The sequence below is a fragment of the Sphingopyxis sp. MWB1 genome (assembly GCF_000763945.1).
Taxonomy (GTDB): Bacteria; Pseudomonadota; Alphaproteobacteria; order Sphingomonadales; family Sphingomonadaceae; genus Sphingopyxis.
Genome location: NZ_JQFJ01000002.1, coordinates 1,633,883 through 1,656,960 on the forward strand (window position 1 = coordinate 1,633,883; position 23,078 = coordinate 1,656,960).

The following is a 23,078-nucleotide window of genomic DNA, read 5'->3' on the forward strand; positions in this document are numbered from 1 at the left end:
TGGCTATAGTGGCCACCGCCTGGACGACAACAGGATAGAGCAGAGGATTTCCATGACCGCATCGCCCGCCCCCAACGCCGCCCTTCCCCCGCAAAAGGGTATTTTGGGATGGATTGAGCGGGTGGGTAATCGCTTGCCCGATCCGGTCGTCCTGTTCCTGTGGCTGGTCGCGGGGCTGGTCGTGCTGTCGGCCATCGCCGCAGCCGCGGGCTGGTCGGCGCTTCATCCGACCGAAATCGACCCCGAAACGGGGCGTCAGAAAGTAATCGCCGCAACCAGCCTGCTCAGCCCCGAAAATATCGCGCGGCTGTGGGTCGATATGCCCGTGACCTTCACCCATTTTCATCCGCTCGGCTATGTGCTCGTCGTCATGCTGGGGGCCGGGGTGGCCGAACGCAGCGGCCTGTTCGGCACCGCGATGCGCGCCAGCGTACGCGGGGCGTCGCCCGCGCTGCTCACCCCGCTGGTGGCATTGGTGGCAATGATGGGCAATCTGGCCGCCGATGCCGCTTATGTCGTGCTGATCCCGCTCGCCGCCGTCATTTACCATGCCGCCGGACGTCATCCCGTTGCCGGTATAGCCGCCGCCTTTGCGGGCGTGTCGGGCGGCTTTTCGGCTAATCTTTTACCGGGCCAACTCGACGCGTTGCTGTTCGGCATTACCGAGGCGGCAGTCGAAACCGTGTTTGGCGACTGGCAGGCGAATATTGCGGGCAATTGGTATTTTATCGCGACGATGCTGTTCATCTTTCTGCCCGTCATCTGGTATGTCACCGACCGCATCATTGAACCCCGCCTGGGTCAATATGTGCCGGCAGGCGCCGCAGCAACGGGCGAGGCCGGCGAACGCGATCGTCCGCTGACCGATGCTGAACGCAAGGGGCTGCGCCATGCCGGACTGGCGATGTTGTTCGTCGTTGGCCTGTGGCTGCTCTTTACCTTTGGCCCCGGCACGCCGCTAATCGACGAAACCGCGCCGCCCGAAGCGCAGCTTTCGCCCTTTTATCGTTCGCTGGTGGCTGGATTCTTCCTGCTCTTCCTTCTGGCCGGCTGGGCCTATGGCCGCGCGACGGGGGTGGTCGGCAATCATCGCGACCTCGTCAAGATGATGAGCGAGTCGATGGGCGACATGGCCTATTATCTCGTCCTTGCTTTTGCCGCAGCGCATTTTGTCGCCATGTTCGCCTGGTCCAATCTGGGGTTGATCCTCGCCGTGCATGGCGCGGATGGTTTGCGTGCCATGGACCTGCCCGCGCCGTTGCTGCTGGGCGCCATCGTCTTGCTGACCGCTGTGCTTAACCTGTTCGTAGGGTCGGCGAGCGCCAAATGGGCGCTGCTTGCTCCGGTCATGGTGCCGATGCTGATGCTGCTCGGCATCAGCGCCGAAATGACCACGGCGGCCTATCGCGTCGGCGACGGGGCGACCAATATCATCACCCCGCTGATGGTCTATTTCCCGCTGATTCTGATCTTCTGCCAGCGCTGGCAGCCCAATTTCGGGCTGGGCAGCCTTGCCGCGACGATGCTGCCCTATTCGATCGGGCTGCTGATCAGCGGGTTGGCGATCGTCGTGCTGTGGGTCGGGCTCGACCTGCCGCTCGGGCCGGGCGCAAGCGTGCATATTCCGGTGCCGAGCGCTGCATCGGCGCCGTGATCTGGAATCGGTGACAGAAGCTACCGCTGGCCGCGCACCGGTCAGCGGTAGCGGACGCGACACGGCACCCGATAGGAGCTCAGCCTAGTCCCCGCTGCGATCCTCAAGGTCGCGCGCCACTTTCGGGTCGCGCAGCAGCCGGTCGATATGGCTGGCCTCGTCAAAGCTTTCGTCGGGCAGGAATTTGAGCTTCGCCGCATATTTCATGCGGATGCGGCTCGCCACCTCGCGCTGAAGATAGGCGGTATTGGTCCTGAGCGCCTTGATCACGGCCTCTTCATCGCGGCCGAGCAAGGGTTTCACAAAAACGGTGGCATGACGCAGATCAGGCGACATGCGCACTTCGGTGATGCTGACCGGATGTTTGGTCAGCACATCGTCATGGACGTCGCCGCGCTGGAGAATTTCGCTCAGTACATGGCGCACCTGTTCGCCTACGCGCAACACGCGGACGGAAGGACCTTCGGATTTTTCGCTATGCCGCATGCCACCCTCCATGTGCCCGCGCGAAGACGGGGGTCGAGAGCTTTACGGCGCCAATGTCAGATATAGATCGTTCCACAGCGGGGTTCATCTCTTCGATTGCGCGCAGCGGCTCCACGTTACCCTGACCACTCTGGCCCCCGCTTTCGCGGGGGCGCAAGGTGATTACAACGTCCGTTCGCGTTCCTCGACCTCGAAGACTTCGAGGTGGTCGCCCGGCTTGATATCGTTGGTATCGGCCAAGACGACACCGCATTCGAGACCGGCGCGCACTTCGGCGACATCGTCCTTGAAACGGCGAAGCGATGCAATGGTCGTGGCCGAGACGATGACATCGTCGCGGGTAAGACGCGCGTGGAGCCCTTTGCGAATCGTCCCTTCGAGGACCAGCAGACCGGCGGCCTTGTCGCGCTTTCCGGCCGGGAAAACATCCTTGACTTCGGCGCGGCCAACCACGGTCTCGACGCGTTCGGGGCCAAGCTCGCCAGCCATTTCCTTCGCGACTTCCTCGGTCAGATGATAAATGACATCATAATAGAGGAAACGGACTTTTTCGCGGTTCGCAATCTCGCGCGCCTTGGCATTCGGGCGGACGTTGAAACCGATGATCGGCGCGCCGGTCGAAGCCGCCAGCGTCACATCGCTTTCTGTAATCGCGCCCGCGCCCGAATGGAGCACGCGCACGCGAATCTCGTCGGTCGACAGCTTGTTGAGTGCGGTGACGATCGCTTCGACGCTGCCCTGCACATCGGCCTTGATGACCACCGGATATTCCAGCGTCTTGGCCTTGTCAGCCAGCGCGGAGAACATGCCCTCCAGGCTGACCGGCGCCTGCGCAGTCCGCTTTTTGAGCGCCTGCTCCTGACGATAGGCAGCGACTTCGCGGGCACGGCCTTCATTTTCGACGACAGTGAGCGTGTCGCCCGCCATCGGCACACCGCCAAGGCCGAGCACTTCGACAGGCGTCGAGGGGCCAGCCGCCTTCACCTGCTTGCCCTGATCGTCGATCAGCGCACGGACACGGCCGCTTTCGGCGCCGCAGACAAAGACATCGCCAACCTTGAGCGTACCGCGGCGAACGAGGATCGTCGCCACCGGACCGCGGCCCTTGTCGAGCTTGGCTTCGACCACCGTGCCTTCGGCATTGCGGTCGGGGTTCGCCTTCAGCTCCATGATTTCGGCTTGCAGCGCGAGGGCATCGAGCAAGCCGTCGAGATTCTGCTTTTTGAGCGCCGAAACCTCGACATCCTGCACGTCGCCGCCCATCGCCTCGACGATGATCTCATGCTCGAGCAGACGCTCACGCACGCGCTGCGGGTTCGCGCCTTCCTTGTCGACCTTGTTGATCGCGACGATGATCGGCACCCCTGCGGCCTTCGCATGGTTGATCGATTCGATCGTCTGCGGCTTGATCCCGTCATCGGCCGCGACCACCAGGATCGCGATGTCGGTGACATTGGCGCCGCGCGCGCGCATCTCGGTAAAGGCTTCGTGGCCCGGCGTATCGAGGAAGGTAATGACACTGCCATCCTTCGTCTTCACCTGATAGGCGCCAATATGCTGGGTGATGCCGCCGGCTTCGCCCGCCTGCACATTCGCGCCGCGCAGCGCGTCGAGCAGGCTGGTCTTGCCATGGTCGACATGGCCCATAATCGTGACCACGGGGGCGCGGGGCTTCAGATCCTTGGGATCGTCAACATCTTCGTCATGACGAATATCAATATCGCCTTCGCTGACGCGCTTGATCTCATGCCCGAATTCGGTGACGAGCAGTTCGGCGGTGTCCTGGTCGATCGTCTGGTTGACGGTAACCGGCATGCCCATCTTGAACAGCGCCTTGACGAGATCGGCGCCCTTTTCGGCCATGCGGTTCGCCAGTTCCTGCACGGTGATCGTGTCGGGAACGATGACTTCGCGCACCTGCTTTTCGCGCGGACCGCTCGACACCTGATGCGAACGCTTTTCCTTTTCGCGTGCGCGCTTGAGCGCGGCGAGGCTGCGGGCGCGCGCGCCTTCATCCTCGTTAAGGGCGCGCGTGACGGTCAGCTTGCCCGACTGGCGGCGATTGTCGCCGCCCCGGCTCGGTTTCGATTCCGGACGCTTGGGTTCGGGCCGCTTGGGCGGCTCGACCGGCGTGAAACGACGTGGAGCCGGTGCTGCCGCGCGCGGAGCCGGAGCAGGTGCGGGCGTCGGCGCCGCAGCATCGGCTTCGGGCGCAGGAGCCGCACTGGCGTCTTCTGCCTTGGCGGGTGCTTTGTCCGGTGCCGGCGCGGGCTCTTCCTTTTGCTGCGCTTCGGCGCGCGCTTCGGCAGCGCGGGCTTTTTCTTCCTCAAGGGCCTTGGCGCGTTCGGCCTCTTCGCGGCGGCGCGCTTCTTCAAGCGCAGAGAGGCGCGCTTCTTCCGCCTCGCGCAGCAATTGCGCCTGACGTTCCTGACGCGACATCAGCGTATCCGCCTCGCTCGCACGGCGCACGGGCTTGGGAGCCGCCGCCTCGGGCTTGGGAGCCGGGGTGGGAGCGGGAGCGGGGGCGGCCTTCGCCTCTTCGGCTTCGGGTGCGGGAGGAGCCTCACCAGGGCGGCCGATGACGCGGCGGCGCTTCACCTCGACCACCACCGTATTGCGGCGACCATGGCTGAATTGCTGCTGCACCTGTCCGGCCTCGACCGTCCGCTTCAGCCCAAGGGGCTTGCGGCTACGGGTCGGTTTGTCCTGTTCGTCACTCATCGAAAAACATCATTCCTTCAAAACGCATCGTTTCGGGCATCGCCCGAATCTTCTGCCCGCACTCCCGCATTACGGGAATCCCCATCAGGGCCACGGTTGGCCGCGTCCCTACTCCATCCGGTGAAAAACTGCCAGCGGGTCAAATGCGCCAGCACCCGGTCGGCGGCGCGGGCGTCGATAAAGCCCAGATGCACCGCATTTTCACGCCCCAATGCCATAGATAGGGTCTGTCGGTCCACCGGCAAGACCAGGCCTTCGCGGCCCGAGCCTTCCTCACCCTCTCCCACGCGCCAGGCCTGGGCCAATTTTCGGCGCCCGTCCTCGCCTGCATCGGCGGCATGAAGCAGTTGGCGAAGTTGCCCGCGCCGCGCGGCCTGTTCGATGCGGTCGCTACCGCTGATCAGAAAACCTGCGCGCGCCTCCAGCCCCAGCCGACTCAGCGTTGCGCGCTCAAGCTGGACAGCGATCCGCTCGCCCAGATCGTCGGGCAGGGTAAAGCCATTATCGTGGAGCGCGCGCGCCAATCCGCCGCGCAGTCGTCCCTTGGCCTGCGCCGCCTCCAGCTCGGCGCGCGTCACGCCGATCCAGCCCCCCCGTCCGGGCGCCTTGCCCAGAACATCGGGAAGAACGAGCCCGTCAGGCCCAAGCGCCAGCCGCACCAGCCTTTCGGCTGGCGCAACTTCGCCGGTCACGACACAGCGTCGCTCGGGCGTGTGCTGGCCGCGCTTTCCCGCGCGGTCGGTGTCGCTCAGCTGATCATTGCGCGGGGTCCGCATCGGCGGCCTCCCCGGTTTGCGCGTCTGCCGAAGCTTCGGCATCGGCAGGCGCGGCTTCGGGCTCGTCGTCGAACCAGTGCGCGCGCGCCGCCATGATGATCTCGTTGCCCTGCTCTTCGCTCAGGCCATATTCGCCAAGCACACCGCCCTTGTCCTCGGCGCGTTCGCTGCGCGCGGGACCACGGCGATTATCCTGCCGCTTCTTGGCGATGAGTTCGTCTGTCGCAAGATCAGCGAGATCGTCGAGCGTCTTGATGCCCGCCTTGCCGAGTGTGACCAGCATCGCTTCGGTCAGATGCGGAATCTCGGCCAGCGCATCTTCGACGCCGAGACCACGGCGCTCTTCGCGCGCGGCTTCTTCACGGCGCTCCAGCGCTTCGCTCGCGCGGCTCTGCAGCTCTTCGGCCAGCTCGTCGTCAAAGCCTTCGATGCTCGCCAGTTCGTCGAGGCCGACATAGGCGACCTCTTCCAGCTCGCCAAAGCCTTCGGCGACCAGAAGCTGTGCCAGCGTTTCATCGACGTCCAGCTCTTCCTGGAACATCGTCGACCGCTCGACAAATTCGCGCTGGCGCTTTTCGCTCGCATCCGCCTCGGTCATGATGTCGATCTGGCGGCCGGTAAGCTGGCTTGCGAGACGAACATTCTGGCCGCGGCGCCCGATCGCAAGGCTCAACTGATCGTCGGGAACGACGACTTCGATGCGGCTGTCATCCTCGTCGATGACGACGCGCTGCACCGTCGCGGGCTGAAGCGCGTTGACGACGAAGGTCGCCGTATCTTCGGACCAGGGAATGATGTCGATCTTTTCGCCCTGCATTTCCTGCACCACCGCCTGAACGCGGCTGCCCTTCATGCCGACGCAGGCGCCGACGGGGTCGATGCTGCCATCATAGCTGATGACGCCGATCTTCGCGCGGCTGCCCGGATCGCGGGCGGCGGCCTTGATCTCGATGATGCCGTCGTAAATTTCGGGCACTTCCTGCGCGAACAGCTTTTTCATGAAATCGGGGTGCGCGCGGCTGAGGAAAATCTGCGGTCCGCGATTTTCGCGGCGCACCGACAGAATGAGCGCACGAACGCGGTCGCCGACGCGCATCAATTCGCGCGGGATCTGCTGGTCGCGGCGGATCACGCCTTCGGCACGGCCGAGGTTGACGACGATATGGCCAAACTCGACCGACTTGACGACGCCGGTGATGATTTCACCCGCGCGGTCCTTGAACTCTTCAAACTGGCGCTCGCGGTCGGCTTCGCGGACCTTTTGGAAGATCACCTGCTTTGCCGACTGGGCGTCAATACGGCCAAGGTCGACCGCGGGAAGCGGATCGACGATAAAATCGCCAACCTTCGCATCCTTTTGCAGCTTCTGCCCCTGCGCCAGGTCGACCTGCTTGAAATAATCATCGACCTGTTCGACGACTTCGACGACGCGCCACAGGCGCAGGTCGCCCGTCTGCGGGTCGAGCTTGGCGCGAATGTCGTTTTCAGCGCCATAGCGGGCGCGTGCCGCACGCTGGATCGCTTCCTCGATCGCCTCAATGACGATCGCCTTGTCGATCATCTTTTCGCTGGCCACCGAATTGGCAATGGCAAGCAGTTCGGCCTTGTTGGCGGAAATGGCAGTGGCCATCAGTCCTGTCCTTCTTCTTCCATTTCGTCGGCGCCCTCGATCGAGAGCGGAACGGTTGCGGCAATTAACTTGTCGGTCAGCACCAGCTTCGCCGTTTCGATATCGTCGAAAGGCAGCTTATGCTCGACCTCTTCCTTATCCAAAATCATGACATTCTCGCCATCAAGGCCGAGAAGGGTGCCGTTGAAGCGCTGACGCCCGTCGCGTTTTTCCTTCAGCGTCACTTTTGCCTCATGCCCCGCCCAGTCGGCAAAGTCGGCCATGCGCGTGAGGGGCCGGTCGATGCCGGGCGAGGACACTTCCAGTCGATAGGCGCCCTCGATCGGATCCTTGCCCGCTTCTTCAAGCGCGTCGAGCTTTTCCGAAATGCGCCGCGACAGATCAGCGCAATCTTCGATCGTCAACTGACGCGTATCCGGACGCTCCGCCATCACCTGCAAGGTCGGATCGCTATCGCCGCCGAAGAAAGCGACGCGCACAAGCGCCAGGCCCATTGCCTCGGCTTCGGGTGCGATAATCGCATTGAGGGCGTCAAAATCGACCAAATTCATATCCCGCGTGGAACGACCGACAAACCATGCAGGAAAAGCCGCCGCGGCCTGCGGCCCCGACGTCCCAACTGGCTAGCCATGTCAAGAAGTAGAGGCGCGTATAAACTGCAGCGGGGACAAGAGCAAGGGAGAAGTCAATGGCGAAGAGCGTGAGCCGGGCAGCGGATAATCACGCGGAAAAGCGCCTGCCCCGCAGCTTACCGCACATCCTCCCCGTCTCCGCCGCGAGGGACGCCATAGTGCGCCTCATCGGGGCAATGGGCATTCGAGATGGCTTAAGAATCGATCCAGAGAAATGGTGCGCGGTTCCAAATATCCTGCACAGGGAATGAGGAATATCGCGTATCCATCACAAAATATTTCAGCTTGCCTGCGGGAGAATTACGTCTTTTTTTGCCCTTTCCGCCAAGCCTTCCTCATTTTCTATTTAAAGAGAAAATTTGACTTTTCTTCCATGGGGCCGCATATGCCATCTTGCTAACGTCGCCTGCGACGGAAATTGATGCCTTTGGCTGAGACTTCCCTTCACATGCTACCAGCTCGTCCGGCGCTGTTGCCGGGCGACATTCTATGTTTTCGTGAAAGGAAACACTCATGCCGATTGGCACCGTAAAATTTTTCAACGCCGACAAGGGTTATGGCTTCATCGCGAACGAAGATGGTTCGGGTGACAGCTTTGTCCATATCACCGCAGTTCAGAATGCTGGCATGCACACGCTCGAGAAAGAGCAGCGCCTGTCCTATGAACTGGAAACCGGTCGCAACGGCAAAGAATCTGCGATCAACCTCGCACAGGCCTGATTTTGGCCAAAGAGGAAGCCATCAGTCTTGATGGCACGATTGATGAAATCCTGCCCGATGGCCGTTTCGGCGTCGTGCTGGAAAATGGTCATCGCATAATCGCCTATACCGCCGGTCGGATGCGTCGTTTTCGTATCCGATCGGTCGTAGGCGATGCCGTACGGGTCGAAATGACCCCCTATGACCTCACCAAAGGCCGCGTCGTTTATCGTGAACGCGGTCCTGGCGGCCCCGGTGGCGGCGGTTCTCGAAAACATCGTTAGCGCTCGCCCCGCCGCACTTTTACATAAAAACAGAAATAATTATGCAACCTACAACTTCTTTTTCTTTTCGTTCGCGCGCGGCTCAATTGCTGGCGCCTGGAAAAGCGACGCCCGCCGCCTTCTTGCATCAGGGTCGGCCCTCGCCAACGCTCAGCCGTTATGAACTTCGTCGGCTCATCGCCGACATGGTTGATTGAACGCATCACAAGGTATTCTCATGTCGATGACCAGCCAATTCTATCGGACCCAGGCTGAAAAATGCCGGGACGATGCGGCAAACGCCTCGCTGGTTCAGGTTCGGGAACGCAATATGCGCGCCGCCGCGGCATGGCAGGCAATGGCGGACAAGCTGGTCCGCACCGAAAGCGCCCGCTCAGCGCGCGAAAACAAGGCCGCTGCCGTTCCGCCGGGAACGGACGAGCCGAACATTTAGCGGGCGAGCACCGCTTCCTAAACTGCAACACTTTCTTGGCGATTATGCGCATAAGATAGTCTCGCCCCGGCAATGCAATGATTCGTGGGCGACCGATCAGATTTTATGCACATATGAAAAGCGAACTCGCCCTTGATGCCCGCTCCGCGTGGCGCGACCCTGTTCCGGGCGAGAATTCGTCAGGACCGGGCCGTAACTTCTGGATTGCATTGGGCGTGGCCGTTGCGGCGGCCTGCCTGATCATGCTGCTGTCGAGCGGAAAGCTGCGGGCTTCCTCTTTTTTTGCGCCCTATCAGGTCAGTGTGCCGGTCGATTTCAAACCGCATGATCCCGAACGCTGGGCCCTCATGAACTCTGCGACTTACAGCGATGCGCTCAAATTGGATCCCAGCCTGCCCGATCCGCGCAGCGTCGATTTTTCCGAAGCTTCGGGTGAGCCGCCCGTGGACCCCGGCAGCTTGCGCGATCAGGCCTTCGTCGGCCCCCCTGCCAAAAGCTATGCGTTCCGCGGGGCTACCGCGCTCGACCGCGAACGCGCCCATTATTGCCTGACGGCCGCCATTTATTATGAGGCCGCGTCCGAAACCGACGACGGAATGCGCGGCGTCGCGCAAACCGTGCTCAACCGTGTGCGCCACCCCAGCTTTCCCAACAGCGTGTGCGGTGTCGTCTTTCAGGGATCACAGCGTGCGGGCGTGTGCCAGTTCACCTTCTCCTGCGATGGCGCGATGGCCCGCAAGCCCAGCCGCGACAACTGGCTGCGCGCGAGCCGCGTCGCCTCGGCGGCACTCGGCGGCGCGGTGTTTCCGAAGGTCGGCCTCGCCACCCATTATCACACCACCGCCATCTGGCCGCGCTGGGGCAAAAGCCTGGTGATGACCAACATCGTCGGCGCGCATATTTTCCACCGCTGGCGCGGCCGCTGGGGAATGCCCGATGCGTTTCGCGCGCCCTATCCGGGGCGTGAACCGGTGCCCGGTCCCTATATGCCGGTCGCGCAGCAACTGGCGATCCTGAAGGGTCAGGGCGCCGCGGCCCTGTCCACCCCCGCTGCCTCGGCGATCGAGAGCAGCGCCGCCACCCTTCCGGCAAGCGGCCCCGCGCCCCTGCCCGCCGCCATCGCGCCGCAGGACCGGGCGGCGGGCAGCAGCCCCGCACCCGCCAAGGCGGCAGCGCCCGCGCCAACCTATACCGATCCCCGGCTCAACCAGTCCGGGCAAATACGCGATGAATATAAGGGCAGCGGAGAATGGATTCGCTGATATCATGCCCCTTCCAAGAGGGAGGGACTCATGGCTCATGTAAAGGGAATAGGTGGTTTATTCTTTCGCGCGCGCGATCCGGACGCCCTGGGCCGCTGGTATCGCGAGCGCCTTGGCGTCGGCGCGGGATGCGTCGCCGATGCCGATATGCCGGCGAACGAGTGGATGTGGCAGGTCGCATCCGGGCCGCTGGTCTTTGCGCCCTTCAAGGCCGATAGCGACTATTTCCCCGCTGACCGGCAGTTCATGATCAATTTGCGCGTCGACGACCTCGACGCCGTGCTGGCGCCCTTTCGCGCTGCGGGCGAGGAGATCATCACCAAGAAGGAATGGGACGACCCCGCCATCGGACGCTTTGCCCGCGTCCATGATCCGGAAGGCAATCCGATCGAATTATGGGAGCCGCCAACGGGTTGATGCCTGTCTGGCTGACGCCGGAAGCCGCACCGGCCCACTGGTGAAAATATCAACGCCCCTGGCTACGCCAGCGCTTGACCACCCGGTCGAGAATTTCCACCTCGCCGCCCGTGTCGCGCCACAGGCTGGAAAATAGCGGATCATTGGATGCTGGGCGCTTATCCTGTTCCAGCGTATCAAGCTGTAAACGGATCGGAATCGACACGCCCTCCCCGCACACAATACATTCGCGGTTACGCAGCGCGGGGATGGAATCGACAAAGCCGCGCGACCCTTCGGGCATGGCGGCTTTCACATATTGCTGGTCGCGCTCGTTGTTGAGCCGCATCGAAATGATCGTGCCGCATTGCGACAGCACCCCTTCGGCAAGGTCCGACGGACGCTGGGTAATCAGGCCAAGCGACACACCATATTTGCGCCCTTCCTTGGCGATGCGCTCCAAAATCTTGCGGACCGCCTGCCCCTGTCCCTGATCCTTGGAGGGGATATAGCGATGCGCTTCCTCGCAAACGAGCATGATCGGGCGCTGCGGCTCGCCGCGCGACCAGATGGCATAATCAAAGGTCAGACGTGCCAGCACAGCGACCACCACCCCCGTTATGTCCGAAGGCACGCCCGACACGTCGATGATCGAAATGGGGCGTCCGTCCGAGGGAAGGCGGAAAATCTTGCCCAGAAAGCTGGTCATCGTGTCCGCGACCAACATGCCGGAGAACATGAAATTATAGCGCGGATCCGCGCGCATTTCCTCGATCTTGCCCTTGATACGCATAAAAGGCGCCGACGATGTCGCCTTGTCGAGCTTGCCCATTTCATTCTGCAAAATGCTGAGCAGGTCGGACAGCAGATAGGGGATGGGCGAATCGACGGTGATCTTGCTCATGCCTTCGGCAAGGCGGTTTTTCTGCCGCGCCTGTAACAGACAGCGCGCGAGAATATCGCAATCCCCTTGCCGCTCGCGCCCTTCGCTGGTGATGAAGACTTCGCAATGCTCCTCAAAGTTCATCAACCAATAAGGCATCGCAAGATTATCGACGTCAAAGAGAGCGCCGCTGCCCTTGAAGGCCGCCGAATATTCACCGTGCGGATCGACCATCACAATATGGCCCTGCGGGGCCAGTTCGCAAATCTTGTGGAGGACCAGCGCCACCGCGGTCGATTTCCCCGTGCCCGTCGAACCAAGAAGCGCAAAATGCTTGCCGAGCAGGGCATCGACATAGAGTGAACCGCGAATGTCGCGCGTCGGGAAAATGGTGCCGATTTCAACATGCGCCCGTTCGTCGGCGGCATAAATTTGTTTGAGGTCCGAACTGGTCGCAGCGTAAACTTGACCGCCGGGGATGGGGAAACGCGTGACCCCACGCCGGAAATTATGAATGCGACCGGTGATTTTTTCCTCATCACCTTCGCCCAGAAAATCAATGGCCGCGAGAATCAAGCTCTCGCCTTGTTCGTGAAGTTGCTGGTCGCGAATGCTGCCGAGCAGCCAGACCGATCCGACACGAATTTTCACCTGCGCGCCAACCTGCCCTGCCATGGCAACGGCAGGATCGTTCGACCCCGACAAATTGGCCAGCACAGTGGCATCCAGCAACAATCGGGCCGATGCGCCCGATACTTCGATGACCTCCCCGATCAGAAGCTCGTCGCGCCCATGCTGGACCGTCGGCATGGCCGAAACGCTCCCCCCGCCGGTCAGGCGAACCTGCTGTGCGGCCATCATCTCTCCGGTGCCGAAGCCGCCGCCCTGAACGTCCATAGTCGCCCCGTCTTGTCTAATCCCCGTTTAGCTATGCCAGCGGAGGGTAAATAAAGCGCTTATGACGATGCGTCAGAAGTTAACGGCGACGGAAGAGGGCCGAGGCGCCATAGCCCAATATCAAAGACAAGAGGACCGCGCTCAGACCATATAGAAAGCCATGATGTTCGGCCGCTTGGGCAACAAAGCGTTCGAACCCCGCTTTGCGGATTTGCACATCGCGCGAGGCAACGGCGAGGACGCGGCCCTCGCTGACCAAGAAAGTTTCCGCCCGATAGGTGCCAACCGGCACCCGCGCGGGAACCGGAATCCGGGCGCGATACAGAACGCCTTCGGTAATTTCGACGGCCGAGGGATTTTCATAGAAAAGCCCCATGCGCGTATAAAGGTCGATCAGCCCCGCTTCAAAACGAGCCAAGGTCTTTGCTTCGGAAAAACCGGTGGGCGACATGGACAGATTGACAAGGCCCAGTTCGAAAATGGCTGCCGTGCGCTCATCCACCAGTTCGGCGACAGGACGGGAGGAACCAATGGCGTAAAAGCCGGGCGCCGTGCGCAATCGGATGCTGCTGGCATTGACCCATATTCCGGCAACGCGGCGCTTTTCCCGCAATATGATCGGCTGAACCGGCCCTTTCAGGACGACGACAATATCGGCGCGATCCTCCGGCAGGCGCTGGCCGGGATAAAGGATGGCGCCAAAGAGCAGCAGTTCCTCCCCGGTGAAACTATACTGGATATTGATCGTGCGGTTCGACACATCGGGGACGAGCCGCGGGTCCGCCGCCCCGGCTTCACGGCAAGAGAAAAAAAACAGCAGCAGGATGCCGCCGATCAAGACCATGATCCGGGTCATTGCACCGTGTAAATCTCATCGGGCCGCACAAACAAACCGACTGCCATTTGCAAGGCAACAAGCAGCACGATAGCTGCCAGCGCGAGCCGCAAATATTCCGGACGCGCCTTTTGCGCGAAACGCGCGCCAATCTGTGCACCGACCACGCTGCCCAGCAGCAGGAGCCCGGCGAGGACAATATCGACCGCGCCCGTCGTCATCGCATGCACCATTGTCGTCGCAATGGTGACGAATAAGATCTGGAACAGCGACGTTCCCACCACAACCTGCGTTCCCATACCGAGCAGGTAAAGCATGGCAGGCACCATGATAAATCCGCCGCCAACGCCGAGCAGCATCGTCAATATGCCAACCACCATGCCCAGAATGAGCGGCGCCAGCGGCGATATATAGAGCCCCGAACGATAGAAACGCCAACGCAGCGGAAGGTTGGAGACCATCGGATGGTGGCGCCGACGCCGTGCAGGAGGCGGCAAACCCTCCTTCGATGCCCGGAAAGCGCCCCAGGCTTCGCGTCCCATGATCATGCCCACCGTTCCAAGCAGCACGACATAGAGAACCGCAATGACCGTATCAATTTGCCCCCAGGCGGTCAGCAATTCGAACAAAGCGGCGCCCATCAGCGACCCGATCAGACCGCCGACCACCAGCACCGCCCCCATGCGCAAATCGACACCGTCGCGATCGAGATGGGCCATGACGCCCGAGACGCTGGCCCCTGTCACCTGTGTCGCCGCTGAAGCGGCGGCGACCGTTGGTGGAATGCCGTAAAAGATCAAAAGCGGCGTGGTGAGAAAGCCCCCGCCGACGCCGAACATACCCGACAGGAACCCCACTCCGCCGCCAAGCATGATGATGACCAGAGCATTGACCGACAAATTTGCGACAGGAAGATAAAGATCCATGAGTCCGAACAAAGATTGCGGCCCGGTGGACCGTTAACGCCATCCCTAGACCCGCCACCCCTTTCTGGGGAAGGGGAAATAGCGTGACGATAGCCGAAATCAGATCAAAAGTCTGCCGCCAGGCTGAGCGCTATGCCGCTGTCGGGCGCGGCCTTCCCCGCCACGCGTTCGCGCCAATCGAGGGCAAGGCGCGCGCCCTGCCCCACCCCCGGCAAGCGCAGCGTCGCGCGCGGCCCGACGTCCATTCGCGTTGCACCCGGCTGCCCGGCTGCTGCCGCCATCAGCCCCAGGCGCAAGGGCGCATTTTCATTTTTCCCCAGCGCGCGATCAACAACTATTGCCCCGCTTCCAAACAGATCGCGGCGCCGCGCGCCCACCACCCCGGCCTGTCCATAGGCCTCCAACCTGAAATTGGCCGGCATCGATATATTATCAACACCCGCCACCATCATCGCCGCCAAGGCGGTCCGCCCCGCGTCCCCCACGGCGATGCGTTGTTCCACCGCAATATCGACCGGCAGTCCCGGCACCGGTGCCGCGGCCAGACCAAATGCCAGTTCGCGTTGGCTGGGATGTTCCATGGCGATTGTCGCGCGGCTATAGGCCCGCACGCTTGCCTCGCTTCCAAAACCATAAGCCAGGCGCGCGCCCGCCTGACTGGCGCCCAGTTGATGAACAGGGGCTATAGTGGGCGAAGCCGCCGTGGAACCGCGATGAAGAAACATCCAGCCACTCAGGGACCAGCCCGCACGCGGATCTCGCGGGGCCGCCATCCGGCGACCAGGTGCGGCCAGGGCGCCCCTTTCGGGTGCAGGAGCAACAAGGGACCCCGGCTCCGGGGCTGCCAGACGCGTGGGGGATTCAAAACCGACTGGGAACCTTGGCTGCGCCGCCGCGGGGAAAAGGGATGCCGACCCGCCATTCCAAGGCGGGAAAGCCGCTGCGCCATCAGACTTGTCGAAATTTTGCGCCTCTTTCCCCATCGGCTCCGGCCGCGGGAAAAAAAGCGAAGTGAAAGCTGGGGTGGCGGCGGCAGGCGGTTTGACGGGGAGCGAGAAAGGCGGTCGCTTTTCCACCGGATAGAGCAAAATCTTCGATGAAGAAGGCAGCGCTTTCAAGCCGGGAGCAGGCAGGCCGCCTGGCGCGGTGAAAGGCGCTGTGGCCCCCAACTGCGCGACAGACCGCACCGCGCCCCATCCTATAAGGAAGAGAAGCAAAAAACGTAGCGCTGGAGCCTCCGGCTTTCCCAGCCGGCCCGCGAAAGCCCCGATCATTGGACAGGACGCTCCTGCCAACCAATCCCATCATCATAAACATGATGCGAGGTTTTATCCCAATATATCCGTCCGGAACGGAGCATCTGGCAATAGGTGACAAGCGCCCGACCCGCAGCAAAGATAGCGATAAAATTCGCCACAAAAGCCCGCGGCAACGCCAACCAGGCCTGTTTCCAGCCATACCAGCGGCCGGTGAAATGACCGCGTATTCCCAATCGCCAGATCAGCAAGGCGGCGTTGAGCAAAAGCAATCCACTCATAGCCACGTCCCATGGCCGCGTTGGCCACCCCAGGAAATGCTGCCCCAGCAAATCCAGTGCGCCAAGGACAAGAGCGACATAAGCGGCCAAAATGACAATAGCGGCCAAGGGCGCGCGCCGGTCGCGCCACAGCATCCACCGCGTCAGCCACACTCGCTTGCCGCGCCAGCGAAATACCTGGCCCTTGGTCGTAGGCCAGCCAAGCTGCGCCCACCCGGCAAGCGCAATCCCGGTAATCCATCGTGCTTTCTGCCGTATGGCGGCCCGCATATCGCCCGGAAAACTCCCCCGCGAAACAATATGATCCCCCTCCGCGCCGTACCGGTCCGCAAAACAGGATTTCAGTCCATAAGCGCCGATCAAGACGCCAATCTCATAATCCTCTGTCAGGCTTTCGACACGAAAGGGCTGCCCCCCTCGTTCCAGCGCCAGAAGCGCCATGGCATTGCGCGTTATGGCGCAGCCCACCCCAGCAGAGGGAATGGGAAGGCCGAGCGCAGAGCGCAGCACCAATTCTTTCCCATGCGCTTCGGCAAACTCATCGCCATAATGCCCGCCCACCCATCGGCTGCGGGGATCCAGAAACGGCACAACCGGTATCTGAACCATCGCATTCGACACCAGCATCCGCCGATAGAGCGCCAGTTCCTCGGCATGAACATAATCTTCGGCATCGTGAAGGACCACGGCGACGTAGCGCTTATCTTCCACCTGCTCGTCAGCACAGAGTGCATCCCAAAGCCGGTTGAGATTATCTCCTTTCGTGGTCGGTCCGTCGTGCGGGCCAATCACAAGACGGATGCGTGGATCGTGTCGGACCAGACGGGCAATGGAAAAGAGCGTAGCCGAATCATTTGGATAGCAACCAAGATAGATTCGGAAATCATCCCCCCTCCAGGCGTCGAGGGCGCGGCGCAGCATGAGGGGGAGAACCCCTGCTTCATCCCAAGCCGCCACAAAGATCGCAATCCGCCCTTCCAGAGCGGGCATGTCATGGAGCGGCCCCTTCTTCTTCCTCCCGTGCCCTTGCTTCAGCAGCCACAAGATATCAAAAAGCAGATCATCCAACCCGATGACTAATATGCCCACTGAGGCGAACAATAGTAGTTCATGCCCGCTCCATCGGGTGAGCCAGCCAAGCCATTCGACCAGATATTCCATGCGACCCCCACCTGTTACACGAAAATTTCTATCCATAATGACGTCATGGCGCCGAAATGAGGGGGGTAATCATCCCTGTTTTTTTGTAAAGGGTGACGACAAAGACACAGCGCGCTAGTAGATGACGCAACCATCCAACAGACTGAATGAGGCTGCGTATACATGCCCCGAATTGCCCCGACACGCTCAGCATTGCGCGATTTTCTCGAAAGCGAAGCAGCCGGCGGAATGCTGCTGATTTTCGCCGCCATTTTGGCGATGATCGTTGCCAATTCGGGCCTTTATGAAGCCTACAGCCATTTCATTCATGCCGAGACCGGTCCGGTCCTCACCGACAAGCTGGGCCCCATGACGATTCACCTCTGGATCAATGACGGGCTGATGGCGATTTTCTTCCTGCTCGTCGGTCTGGAAATTAAACGCGAATTTGTCGATGGCCGCCTTGCCAGCTGGGAAAGGCGAGTTTTGCCGATGATCGCGGCTGCAGCCGGCATGGCGGTTCCCGCTGCCCTTTATATGATGTCGGCTGGCGACACGCCGGGATTGGCGCAAGGCTGGGCGATTCCGGCGGCGACAGACATCGCCTTTGCCATGGGGGTATTGGCGCTTCTAGGCAAGCGGGCGCCCACTTCGCTCAAGCTCTTCCTCGTGACGGTCGCCATTGTCGATGACATGGGCGCTGTCGCGATTATCGCCCTTTTCTATACGGCCGAGATCAACGTCACCGCGCTGGGTGCCGGGGCGGCCATTCTGGCGGTCATGTATGCAATGAACCGGATGGGTGTCAAAAGCCTCGTCATCTATTTACTGTTCTTTCTGCTGCTTTGGTATGCCACCCTGCTTTCGGGCGTCCACGCGACCATCGCGGGTGTGCTGGCGGCGATGACAATCCCCTTTGAACGCACGATTGCCGCGCCCGACAGCCCGACCTCGCCGCTGCACCGGCTGGAACATGCGCTGCATCCCTGGGTCGCTTTTGCCATTGTTCCGCTCTTTGGCTTTGCCAATGCCGGGGTCAATCTTGGCGGGCTCACCACTGAACAGATTTTTGCGCCGCTGCCGCTTGGCATTGCCGCAGGCCTTTTCTTTGGCAAGCAGATCGGCATTTTCGGCAGCGTCTGGCTGAGCGTGAAGCTCGGCATTGCGAGCAAATTGCGCGGCGCGACCTGGCTGCAAATCTATGGCGTCTCCATGCTATGCGGCATCGGCTTCACCATGAGCCTCTTTATCGGCGGCCTCGCTTTTCCTGGAAATGTCCTGCTGATCGAAGAGGCAAAGATCGGCATTTTGATGGGTTCGCTCGCCGCGGCCCTTGCAGGCTTTGCCGTGCTGCGTTTCGCTCCCCCGCATCGCGACCAGGAGGAGGTCGAGCAGAAAGTGGCGGCCGAAATTAGCCGCGACGGCGATGCCGCTGGTATCACAAGGCCGGAGCCCTCAAAATGATACGGCACCGCATTTCCGCCGCCAGCCTGTTCCTGATAACGGGCGCGGCCCTTGCCGGATGTAGCGCCGCCCCCAAAGGCGGGATTGAGTCTCCAGCCAATGTTGCCAGCATCGAGGTACGCCGCACGCCGCTGTCACCCGCCATTGACGCCATATCCGATGCCTATCTGCGGCTGACATTGGAAGCGGGCACGCATGAAGCGGGCTATATCGACGCCTATTATGGCCCGCCCGAGCTGATGGATGCAGCCAAGGCAGCACCGCGTGACAAGGCCGCGCTGATCAGTGAAGCGCAAAGCCTGATGCAGCGGCTTGATAGCTTGGGCCCGCGCGTCACCGACAAGATGGAAAAGCGCCGCGTCGCCTTTCTGCGCGCGCAGCTTCGCGCCGCCGAAACGCGGCTTTTGATGATGCAGGGGGAGCGCTTTTCCTTTGCGGACGAGGCCGAGCGATTATTCGGGGTGCGTCCTACACTCCATCCGCTCAGCCATTATGACCCGGCGCTCGCCAGGATTGAAGCGCTGGTGCCCGGCGACGGCCCGCTTGCCGACCGGGTCGAGACCTATCTCGACGCCTTTACCATCACCAAGGATCGGCTCCGCCCTGTTTTCGACGCCGCCATCGCCCGGTGTCGCAGCCGCAGCGCCGCCCATATTCCAATGCCCGCGGACGAAAGTTTCCGGCTGGAATTTGTCACCGACAAAAGCTGGAGCGGATATAATTATTATCAGGGCAATTATCACAGCCTGATCGAGGTCAATACCGACCTTCCCATTCGCCTGTCGCGCGCCCTCGATCTCGGGTGCCACGAAGGCTATCCGGGCCATCATCTTTTCAACATGAAGCTCGAAGAAAAGCTGGTCCATGAGCGCGGCTGGAAGGAGTTCAGCGTCTATCCGCTCTACAGCCCGCAAAGCCTGATCGCCGAAGGGTCGGCCAATTATGGCATCAGCCTGTCCTTCCCCGGCCCCGCCAAGGCGGAGAACGAGCGCGATATTTTGATGCCCATCGCCGGAATCGCGGTTCCGGCCGATAATCGCTATTGGGAACTGCTCGATGCGATGAAGGCCTTGAGCGGCGCGCGGCTGACCATTGCACAGCAATATCTGGACGGCGAAATCGACCGCGATACCGCCATTGCCCTGACCCAGAAATATCAGCTCGTCTCCGCCAAGCGCGCAGCCCAGTCCGTCAGCTTCACCGATCAATATCGCAGCTATGTGATCAACTATGGGCTGGGCGAAGCCATGGTGCGCGCGCATGTCGAGCGCGGCGATCCAGGCCGGGATGAAATGTGGCGCCGCATGGCGCATATCGTCAGCGAGCCGACGCTGCCATCGGATCTGAAGACACGGTGAAAAAGGCATTGCCTCTCCTGTGGCTGGGGCAGGCGGGTTCGCCCCGCCGCCCGCCCGCAGGCGTGGCTCCCCGGCGGTGAAGAACCGGGCGCTGCAGGCGCCCCCGTTCATTCATCATCTTCAGGGGAATACCCATGCTTTTGGATAAAGAGGAAGTTCACCGCCGCATCGAAACGCCTGACATGAAGGATTATGGCGTTTACCTCGCGGTCGATACATTGTTGTCGTGCCAGAAACCGCTCGCGGCGCTTTGCACACCCGACGAATTGCAGTTCCAGATCGTCCATCAGGTCGAGGAATTGTGGATGAAGCTCATCGCCTTCACCCTCGCCGAGATCGACGGCCATATGGCGGCTGGCGAAACGATGCGCGTGCTGACCCTGTTCGACCGCGTCCACCGGCTGATGCGGCTGATGACCGACCAGCTATCGCTGCTCGAAACGATGAGCCCCTTTGACTATCAGTCCATCCGCCTGCAGCTCGGCAACGGGTCGGGACAGGAAAGCCCCGGCTTTCAAATGCTGCTCAGCCTGCCGCTGCCCCTCTGGACGCGATATAAAGCCGTCTATCTGGAGCCGCAGGGGCGCAGCGTCGCCGATGTCTATGACACAGGTTATCAGCATGACGACGCCTATATGGTCGCCGAGGCGCTGATCGAATTTGACGAATTGTTCCAGCATTTCCGCGCGCGCCATATCCAGCTCATCCACCGTTCGATCGGCATGGGATCCAAGTCGCTGAAGGGCCGTCCGGTCGAATTGCTCAACGCCGGGGCACGCCACCGCTTCTTCCCCGAACTATGGGATATTCGCGCCGAGATGACCGACCGCTGGGGCGCCGAATATGGGGTGAAGCGCGACAGTATCAGCGGCGGTGCGCCGGGTCATGGCGCTGGACTGTGACCGAGGCCTTGCTTCCCGAAGGCGTCGCGGCGCGCTTTCATTTCCCGCCCGGCGCCACCTACCTTAAAAGTCACAGCGTCGGATGCCAGCCGCGCGAGGCTGGCGCGCTGCTGCAACAACATTATCTCGGTCCCTGGGCGGAAACGGGCGAAGCCTGGCCGCACTGGCTGGAGGCCATCGACGGCTGGCGGGCCGCGCTGGCGGGCTTGATCGGGGCCGCGCCGCAGCATCTGTGCCCGGCGACCAATGTCAGTGCAGCGCTCTCGCGCTATCTCTCGGCGCTGGGCGCGGCAACCGAACGGCGGACCATATTGTTCGCGCCCAGCGCCTTTCCCACGATCGGCTATGTCGCGAGCGGACTCGCGGCGGAGGGCTGGCGGACGCGGATGCTGCCCGCCGACGCCGATGTGCGGGACGCCGCCCATTGGGCCGCGGCGCTGGATGAGGATGTGGCGCTTGCCATCCCGATGCATGTCAGTTCGAACAGCGGGGCGCTTGCCGACATCGCTGGCATTGCCGCCGCCGCCCGCTCCGCCGGTGCGCGCTGTATCGTCGATTGCGCCCAGTCGGTCGGGATCGTCCCCGTCGCGCCCGCCGCATGGGGCGTCGATGCCGCCATTGGCACCAGCGTCAAATGGCTGTGCGGCGGCCCCGGCGCGGCATGGCTGTGGGTGGCGCCGCACGGCGACGCACTCGAACCAACCGAACGCGGCTGGTGGAGCCACGCCAATCCCTTTGAGATGGATATTGGCGATTTCCGCTACGCCCCCGACGCGCGCCGCTGGTGGGGCGGAACCCCCGATGTCGCACCCTTCATCCTGTCCACAGCAGGCATTGCCGAGATTAAGGCGATCGGCGTCGACGCCGTGCGCGCGCATAACCGGGCTTTGCAGGCGATGGTGCGCCGCGCGCTGGAGGATCGGACGCCGCAATGGAGCTGGCCAACGGGCGCCATCGGCGGAACCCTGTGCATCGACACGGGTATCGACCAGCCGCGCGTCGCCGCCGCGCTGGACGCGCACGCCGTCAAGGCCGACTTCCGGAGGACGATCCTGCGATTATCCTTCCACGCCTATAATGGCGCGCGCGATGCCGAGCGCCTGATCGCGGCGCTTTCGGCCCGCTGACATTCCGCGAGGCGCTAAATTTTGAAGCGCACCCGGTTCACATAATAAGAAGCGATCGGCTTTCCGGCGGCATCGAGCGCAGGATGAAAACTGGCCCGGCGCATGATCCCCTTGCACACCGCTTTGTCGAAATCCTCGGGCCGGGTGGATTGCTGAATATGACAGCTTTTCGGCTGGCCTGCCTCATCAACGATCAGGCGAAACCGCACGATCGCCTGCTGGCCTGTCCAGCGCATCGCGGCTGGATAATCTCCGCTGGAAAGCCAATCACGCGGATTCTCGGCCGGCATGGCAGGTCGCATAAGGCTTTGATGCGCCTCGGCATCAATGCCCCACCCCTTGATCAGATTGGACGTGCATTGGCTGAGCGCTTCCAAGGGCGCTCCCATTTTTCCCGTCTGCAGACGGAGGGAGGAACGTCCGGCGACGCGCACATCGATAAAGCTTATACCATCCGCCCGGCTCCGCATTTCTTCAGGTGAGAGCTTGCCGGGATCTTCCGCTTGGGCCTCGGCTTCTTCATCGGAAACATCCGGCGATGTCGGCTTGGCGACCGCCCGCAAGGCACCATTGACCATGATCGCGGGAAGCTTGTTCTCCATTTCCCCCGTCGCAAAGCTGCGCTTCTGTTCCGCGCCCTGTTCGCTAAACTGGAAAATGACCTTCCCTTCGCCCACGGGAGCGCGAACAGGCCGGCCAATCAGCGTCGCATTAAGCGCCGGGCCGGGCCGGAAGCGGTCAAACATCAGCAGGACCTGGGCGTTGCCCGTGCCAAAAGCGCGGGCCAGCCGGCAGCTGTCATCGGCGTAATTAACCACCCATTTGGATGAAGGATTCAAAATCGTCGGCTCTTTTGCGAAAGCATAATTCGGTAAAGCCGTTCCAGATACGGCGAAAAGAATAATTCCGGCGACAGCGTTTCGCATATTTACTCCGATCGTTACACCCGGTTCAGCTAATTCTATTCCAGTGCCGGCTTCATTCAGATGAGCCACTGTGCCTGATCTGAATCAAAGATGGAAGAGAAAGCGCCGGT

At 61.7% G+C, this 23,078-nt stretch carries 21 protein-coding genes; 10 read left to right on the forward strand and 11 right to left on the reverse strand.

Translation table 11 applies throughout. The annotated features are described in order from the left end of the window. The first annotated feature begins 52 nt into the window (after positions 1-52). The gene (locus JV18_RS0108340) at positions 53-1,654 is read left to right on the forward strand and encodes an AbgT family transporter (RefSeq protein WP_033074146.1); all 1,602 of its coding nucleotides are present in this window, start codon (positions 53-55) and stop codon (positions 1,652-1,654) included. An 84-nt stretch (positions 1,655-1,738) separates the two neighbouring features. Here the strand turns inward: JV18_RS0108340 and rbfA are convergent, their stop codons facing one another. The 5 genes from rbfA to rimP all read right to left on the reverse strand — a co-directional run bounded on the left by rbfA (position 1,739) and on the right by rimP (position 7,812). After that, a complete protein-coding gene (gene rbfA / locus JV18_RS0108345) occupies positions 1,739-2,140 on the reverse strand; it encodes a 30S ribosome-binding factor RbfA (RefSeq protein ID WP_033074147.1) in 402 nt (133 codons plus the stop codon). A gap of 162 nt (positions 2,141-2,302) precedes the next feature. Beyond that, the gene (infB, locus tag JV18_RS0108350) at positions 2,303-4,861 is read right to left on the reverse strand and encodes a translation initiation factor IF-2 (RefSeq protein ID WP_033074148.1); all 2,559 of its coding nucleotides are present in this window, start codon (positions 4,859-4,861) and stop codon (positions 2,303-2,305) included. 17 nt (positions 4,862-4,878) lie between these two features. Then, positions 4,879-5,637, reverse strand: a complete 759-nt coding sequence (locus JV18_RS0108355; protein WP_052071833.1) for a DUF448 domain-containing protein — start codon at positions 5,635-5,637, stop codon at positions 4,879-4,881. After that, complete coding sequence (nusA, locus tag JV18_RS0108360; protein WP_033074149.1) at positions 5,618-7,267, reverse strand: transcription termination factor NusA; 1,650 nt, start codon at positions 7,265-7,267, stop codon at positions 5,618-5,620. The genes JV18_RS0108355 and nusA overlap by 20 nt, the downstream gene beginning before the upstream one ends. Continuing rightward, positions 7,267-7,812, reverse strand: a complete 546-nt coding sequence (gene rimP, locus JV18_RS0108365) for a ribosome maturation protein RimP (RefSeq protein ID WP_033075131.1) — start codon at positions 7,810-7,812, stop codon at positions 7,267-7,269. Before rimP ends, nusA begins: the two co-directional genes overlap by 1 nt. A 600-nt stretch (positions 7,813-8,412) precedes the next feature. Here rimP and JV18_RS0108375 point away from each other — a divergent pair. From JV18_RS0108375 to JV18_RS0108395, 5 genes are all read left to right on the forward strand, one after another. After that, a complete protein-coding gene (locus tag JV18_RS0108375; protein WP_033074151.1) occupies positions 8,413-8,619 on the forward strand; it encodes a cold-shock protein in 207 nt (68 codons plus the stop codon). Between the two features lie 2 nt (positions 8,620-8,621). Then, the gene (gene infA, locus JV18_RS0108380) at positions 8,622-8,882 is read left to right on the forward strand and encodes a translation initiation factor IF-1 (RefSeq protein ID WP_033074152.1); all 261 of its coding nucleotides are present in this window, start codon (positions 8,622-8,624) and stop codon (positions 8,880-8,882) included. 223 nt (positions 8,883-9,105) lie between these two features. Further along, the gene (locus JV18_RS0108385) at positions 9,106-9,315 is read left to right on the forward strand and encodes a hypothetical protein (RefSeq protein ID WP_235302997.1); all 210 of its coding nucleotides are present in this window, start codon (positions 9,106-9,108) and stop codon (positions 9,313-9,315) included. A gap of 113 nt (positions 9,316-9,428) precedes the next feature. Next, a complete protein-coding gene (locus tag JV18_RS0108390) occupies positions 9,429-10,577 on the forward strand; it encodes a cell wall hydrolase (RefSeq protein WP_052071834.1) in 1,149 nt (382 codons plus the stop codon). A 30-nt stretch (positions 10,578-10,607) separates the two neighbouring features. After that, complete coding sequence (locus JV18_RS0108395; RefSeq protein WP_033074154.1) at positions 10,608-10,994, forward strand: VOC family protein; 387 nt, start codon at positions 10,608-10,610, stop codon at positions 10,992-10,994. 49 nt (positions 10,995-11,043) lie between these two features. Here the strand turns inward: JV18_RS0108395 and JV18_RS0108400 are convergent, their stop codons facing one another. The 5 genes from JV18_RS0108400 to JV18_RS0108420 all read right to left on the reverse strand — a co-directional run bounded on the left by JV18_RS0108400 (position 11,044) and on the right by JV18_RS0108420 (position 17,212). Next, entirely contained in the window at positions 11,044-12,753 is a 1,710-nt protein-coding gene (locus JV18_RS0108400) for an ATP-binding protein (protein ID WP_081944744.1), read from the reverse strand. Between the two features lie 79 nt (positions 12,754-12,832). Beyond that, the gene (locus tag JV18_RS0108405) at positions 12,833-13,609 is read right to left on the reverse strand and encodes a TIGR02186 family protein (protein WP_081944745.1); all 777 of its coding nucleotides are present in this window, start codon (positions 13,607-13,609) and stop codon (positions 12,833-12,835) included. Then, a complete protein-coding gene (locus JV18_RS0108410) occupies positions 13,606-14,514 on the reverse strand; it encodes a sulfite exporter TauE/SafE family protein (protein ID WP_033074155.1) in 909 nt (302 codons plus the stop codon). Before JV18_RS0108410 ends, JV18_RS0108405 begins: the two co-directional genes overlap by 4 nt. 104 nt (positions 14,515-14,618) lie before the next feature. Beyond that, entirely contained in the window at positions 14,619-15,095 is a 477-nt protein-coding gene (locus JV18_RS0108415; RefSeq protein ID WP_144243903.1) for a hypothetical protein, read from the reverse strand. 689 nt (positions 15,096-15,784) lie between these two features. Continuing rightward, entirely contained in the window at positions 15,785-17,212 is a 1,428-nt protein-coding gene (locus JV18_RS0108420; protein ID WP_033074156.1) for a glycosyl transferase family protein, read from the reverse strand. Between the two features lie 162 nt (positions 17,213-17,374). On the opposite strand from JV18_RS0108420, the gene nhaA reads away from it, so the two are divergent. The 4 genes from nhaA to JV18_RS0108440 all read left to right on the forward strand — a co-directional run bounded on the left by nhaA (position 17,375) and on the right by JV18_RS0108440 (position 22,042). Further along, on the forward strand, positions 17,375-18,655 hold the full coding sequence (gene nhaA, locus JV18_RS0108425) for a Na+/H+ antiporter NhaA (RefSeq protein ID WP_052071836.1): 1,281 nt from the start codon (positions 17,375-17,377) through the stop codon (positions 18,653-18,655). Then, on the forward strand, positions 18,652-20,013 hold the full coding sequence (locus JV18_RS0108430) for a hypothetical protein (protein ID WP_235302999.1): 1,362 nt from the start codon (positions 18,652-18,654) through the stop codon (positions 20,011-20,013). The genes nhaA and JV18_RS0108430 overlap by 4 nt, the downstream gene beginning before the upstream one ends. 134 nt (positions 20,014-20,147) lie before the next feature. After that, a complete protein-coding gene (locus tag JV18_RS0108435; RefSeq protein WP_081944746.1) occupies positions 20,148-20,915 on the forward strand; it encodes a tryptophan 2,3-dioxygenase family protein in 768 nt (255 codons plus the stop codon). After that, positions 20,912-22,042 (forward strand): aminotransferase class V-fold PLP-dependent enzyme, encoded by a 1,131-nt coding sequence (locus tag JV18_RS0108440; protein WP_052071837.1) that lies wholly within the window; start codon positions 20,912-20,914, stop codon positions 22,040-22,042. Before JV18_RS0108435 ends, JV18_RS0108440 begins: the two co-directional genes overlap by 4 nt. 14 nt (positions 22,043-22,056) lie before the next feature. Here JV18_RS0108440 and JV18_RS14670 read toward each other — a convergent pair whose 3' ends face one another. Further along, positions 22,057-23,037 carry an energy transducer TonB gene (locus JV18_RS14670; protein WP_144243904.1) on the reverse strand — a complete coding sequence of 327 codons (981 nt, stop codon included), beginning with the start codon at positions 23,035-23,037 and terminating at the stop codon, positions 22,057-22,059. Between the last annotated feature and the right edge of the window lie 41 nt (positions 23,038-23,078).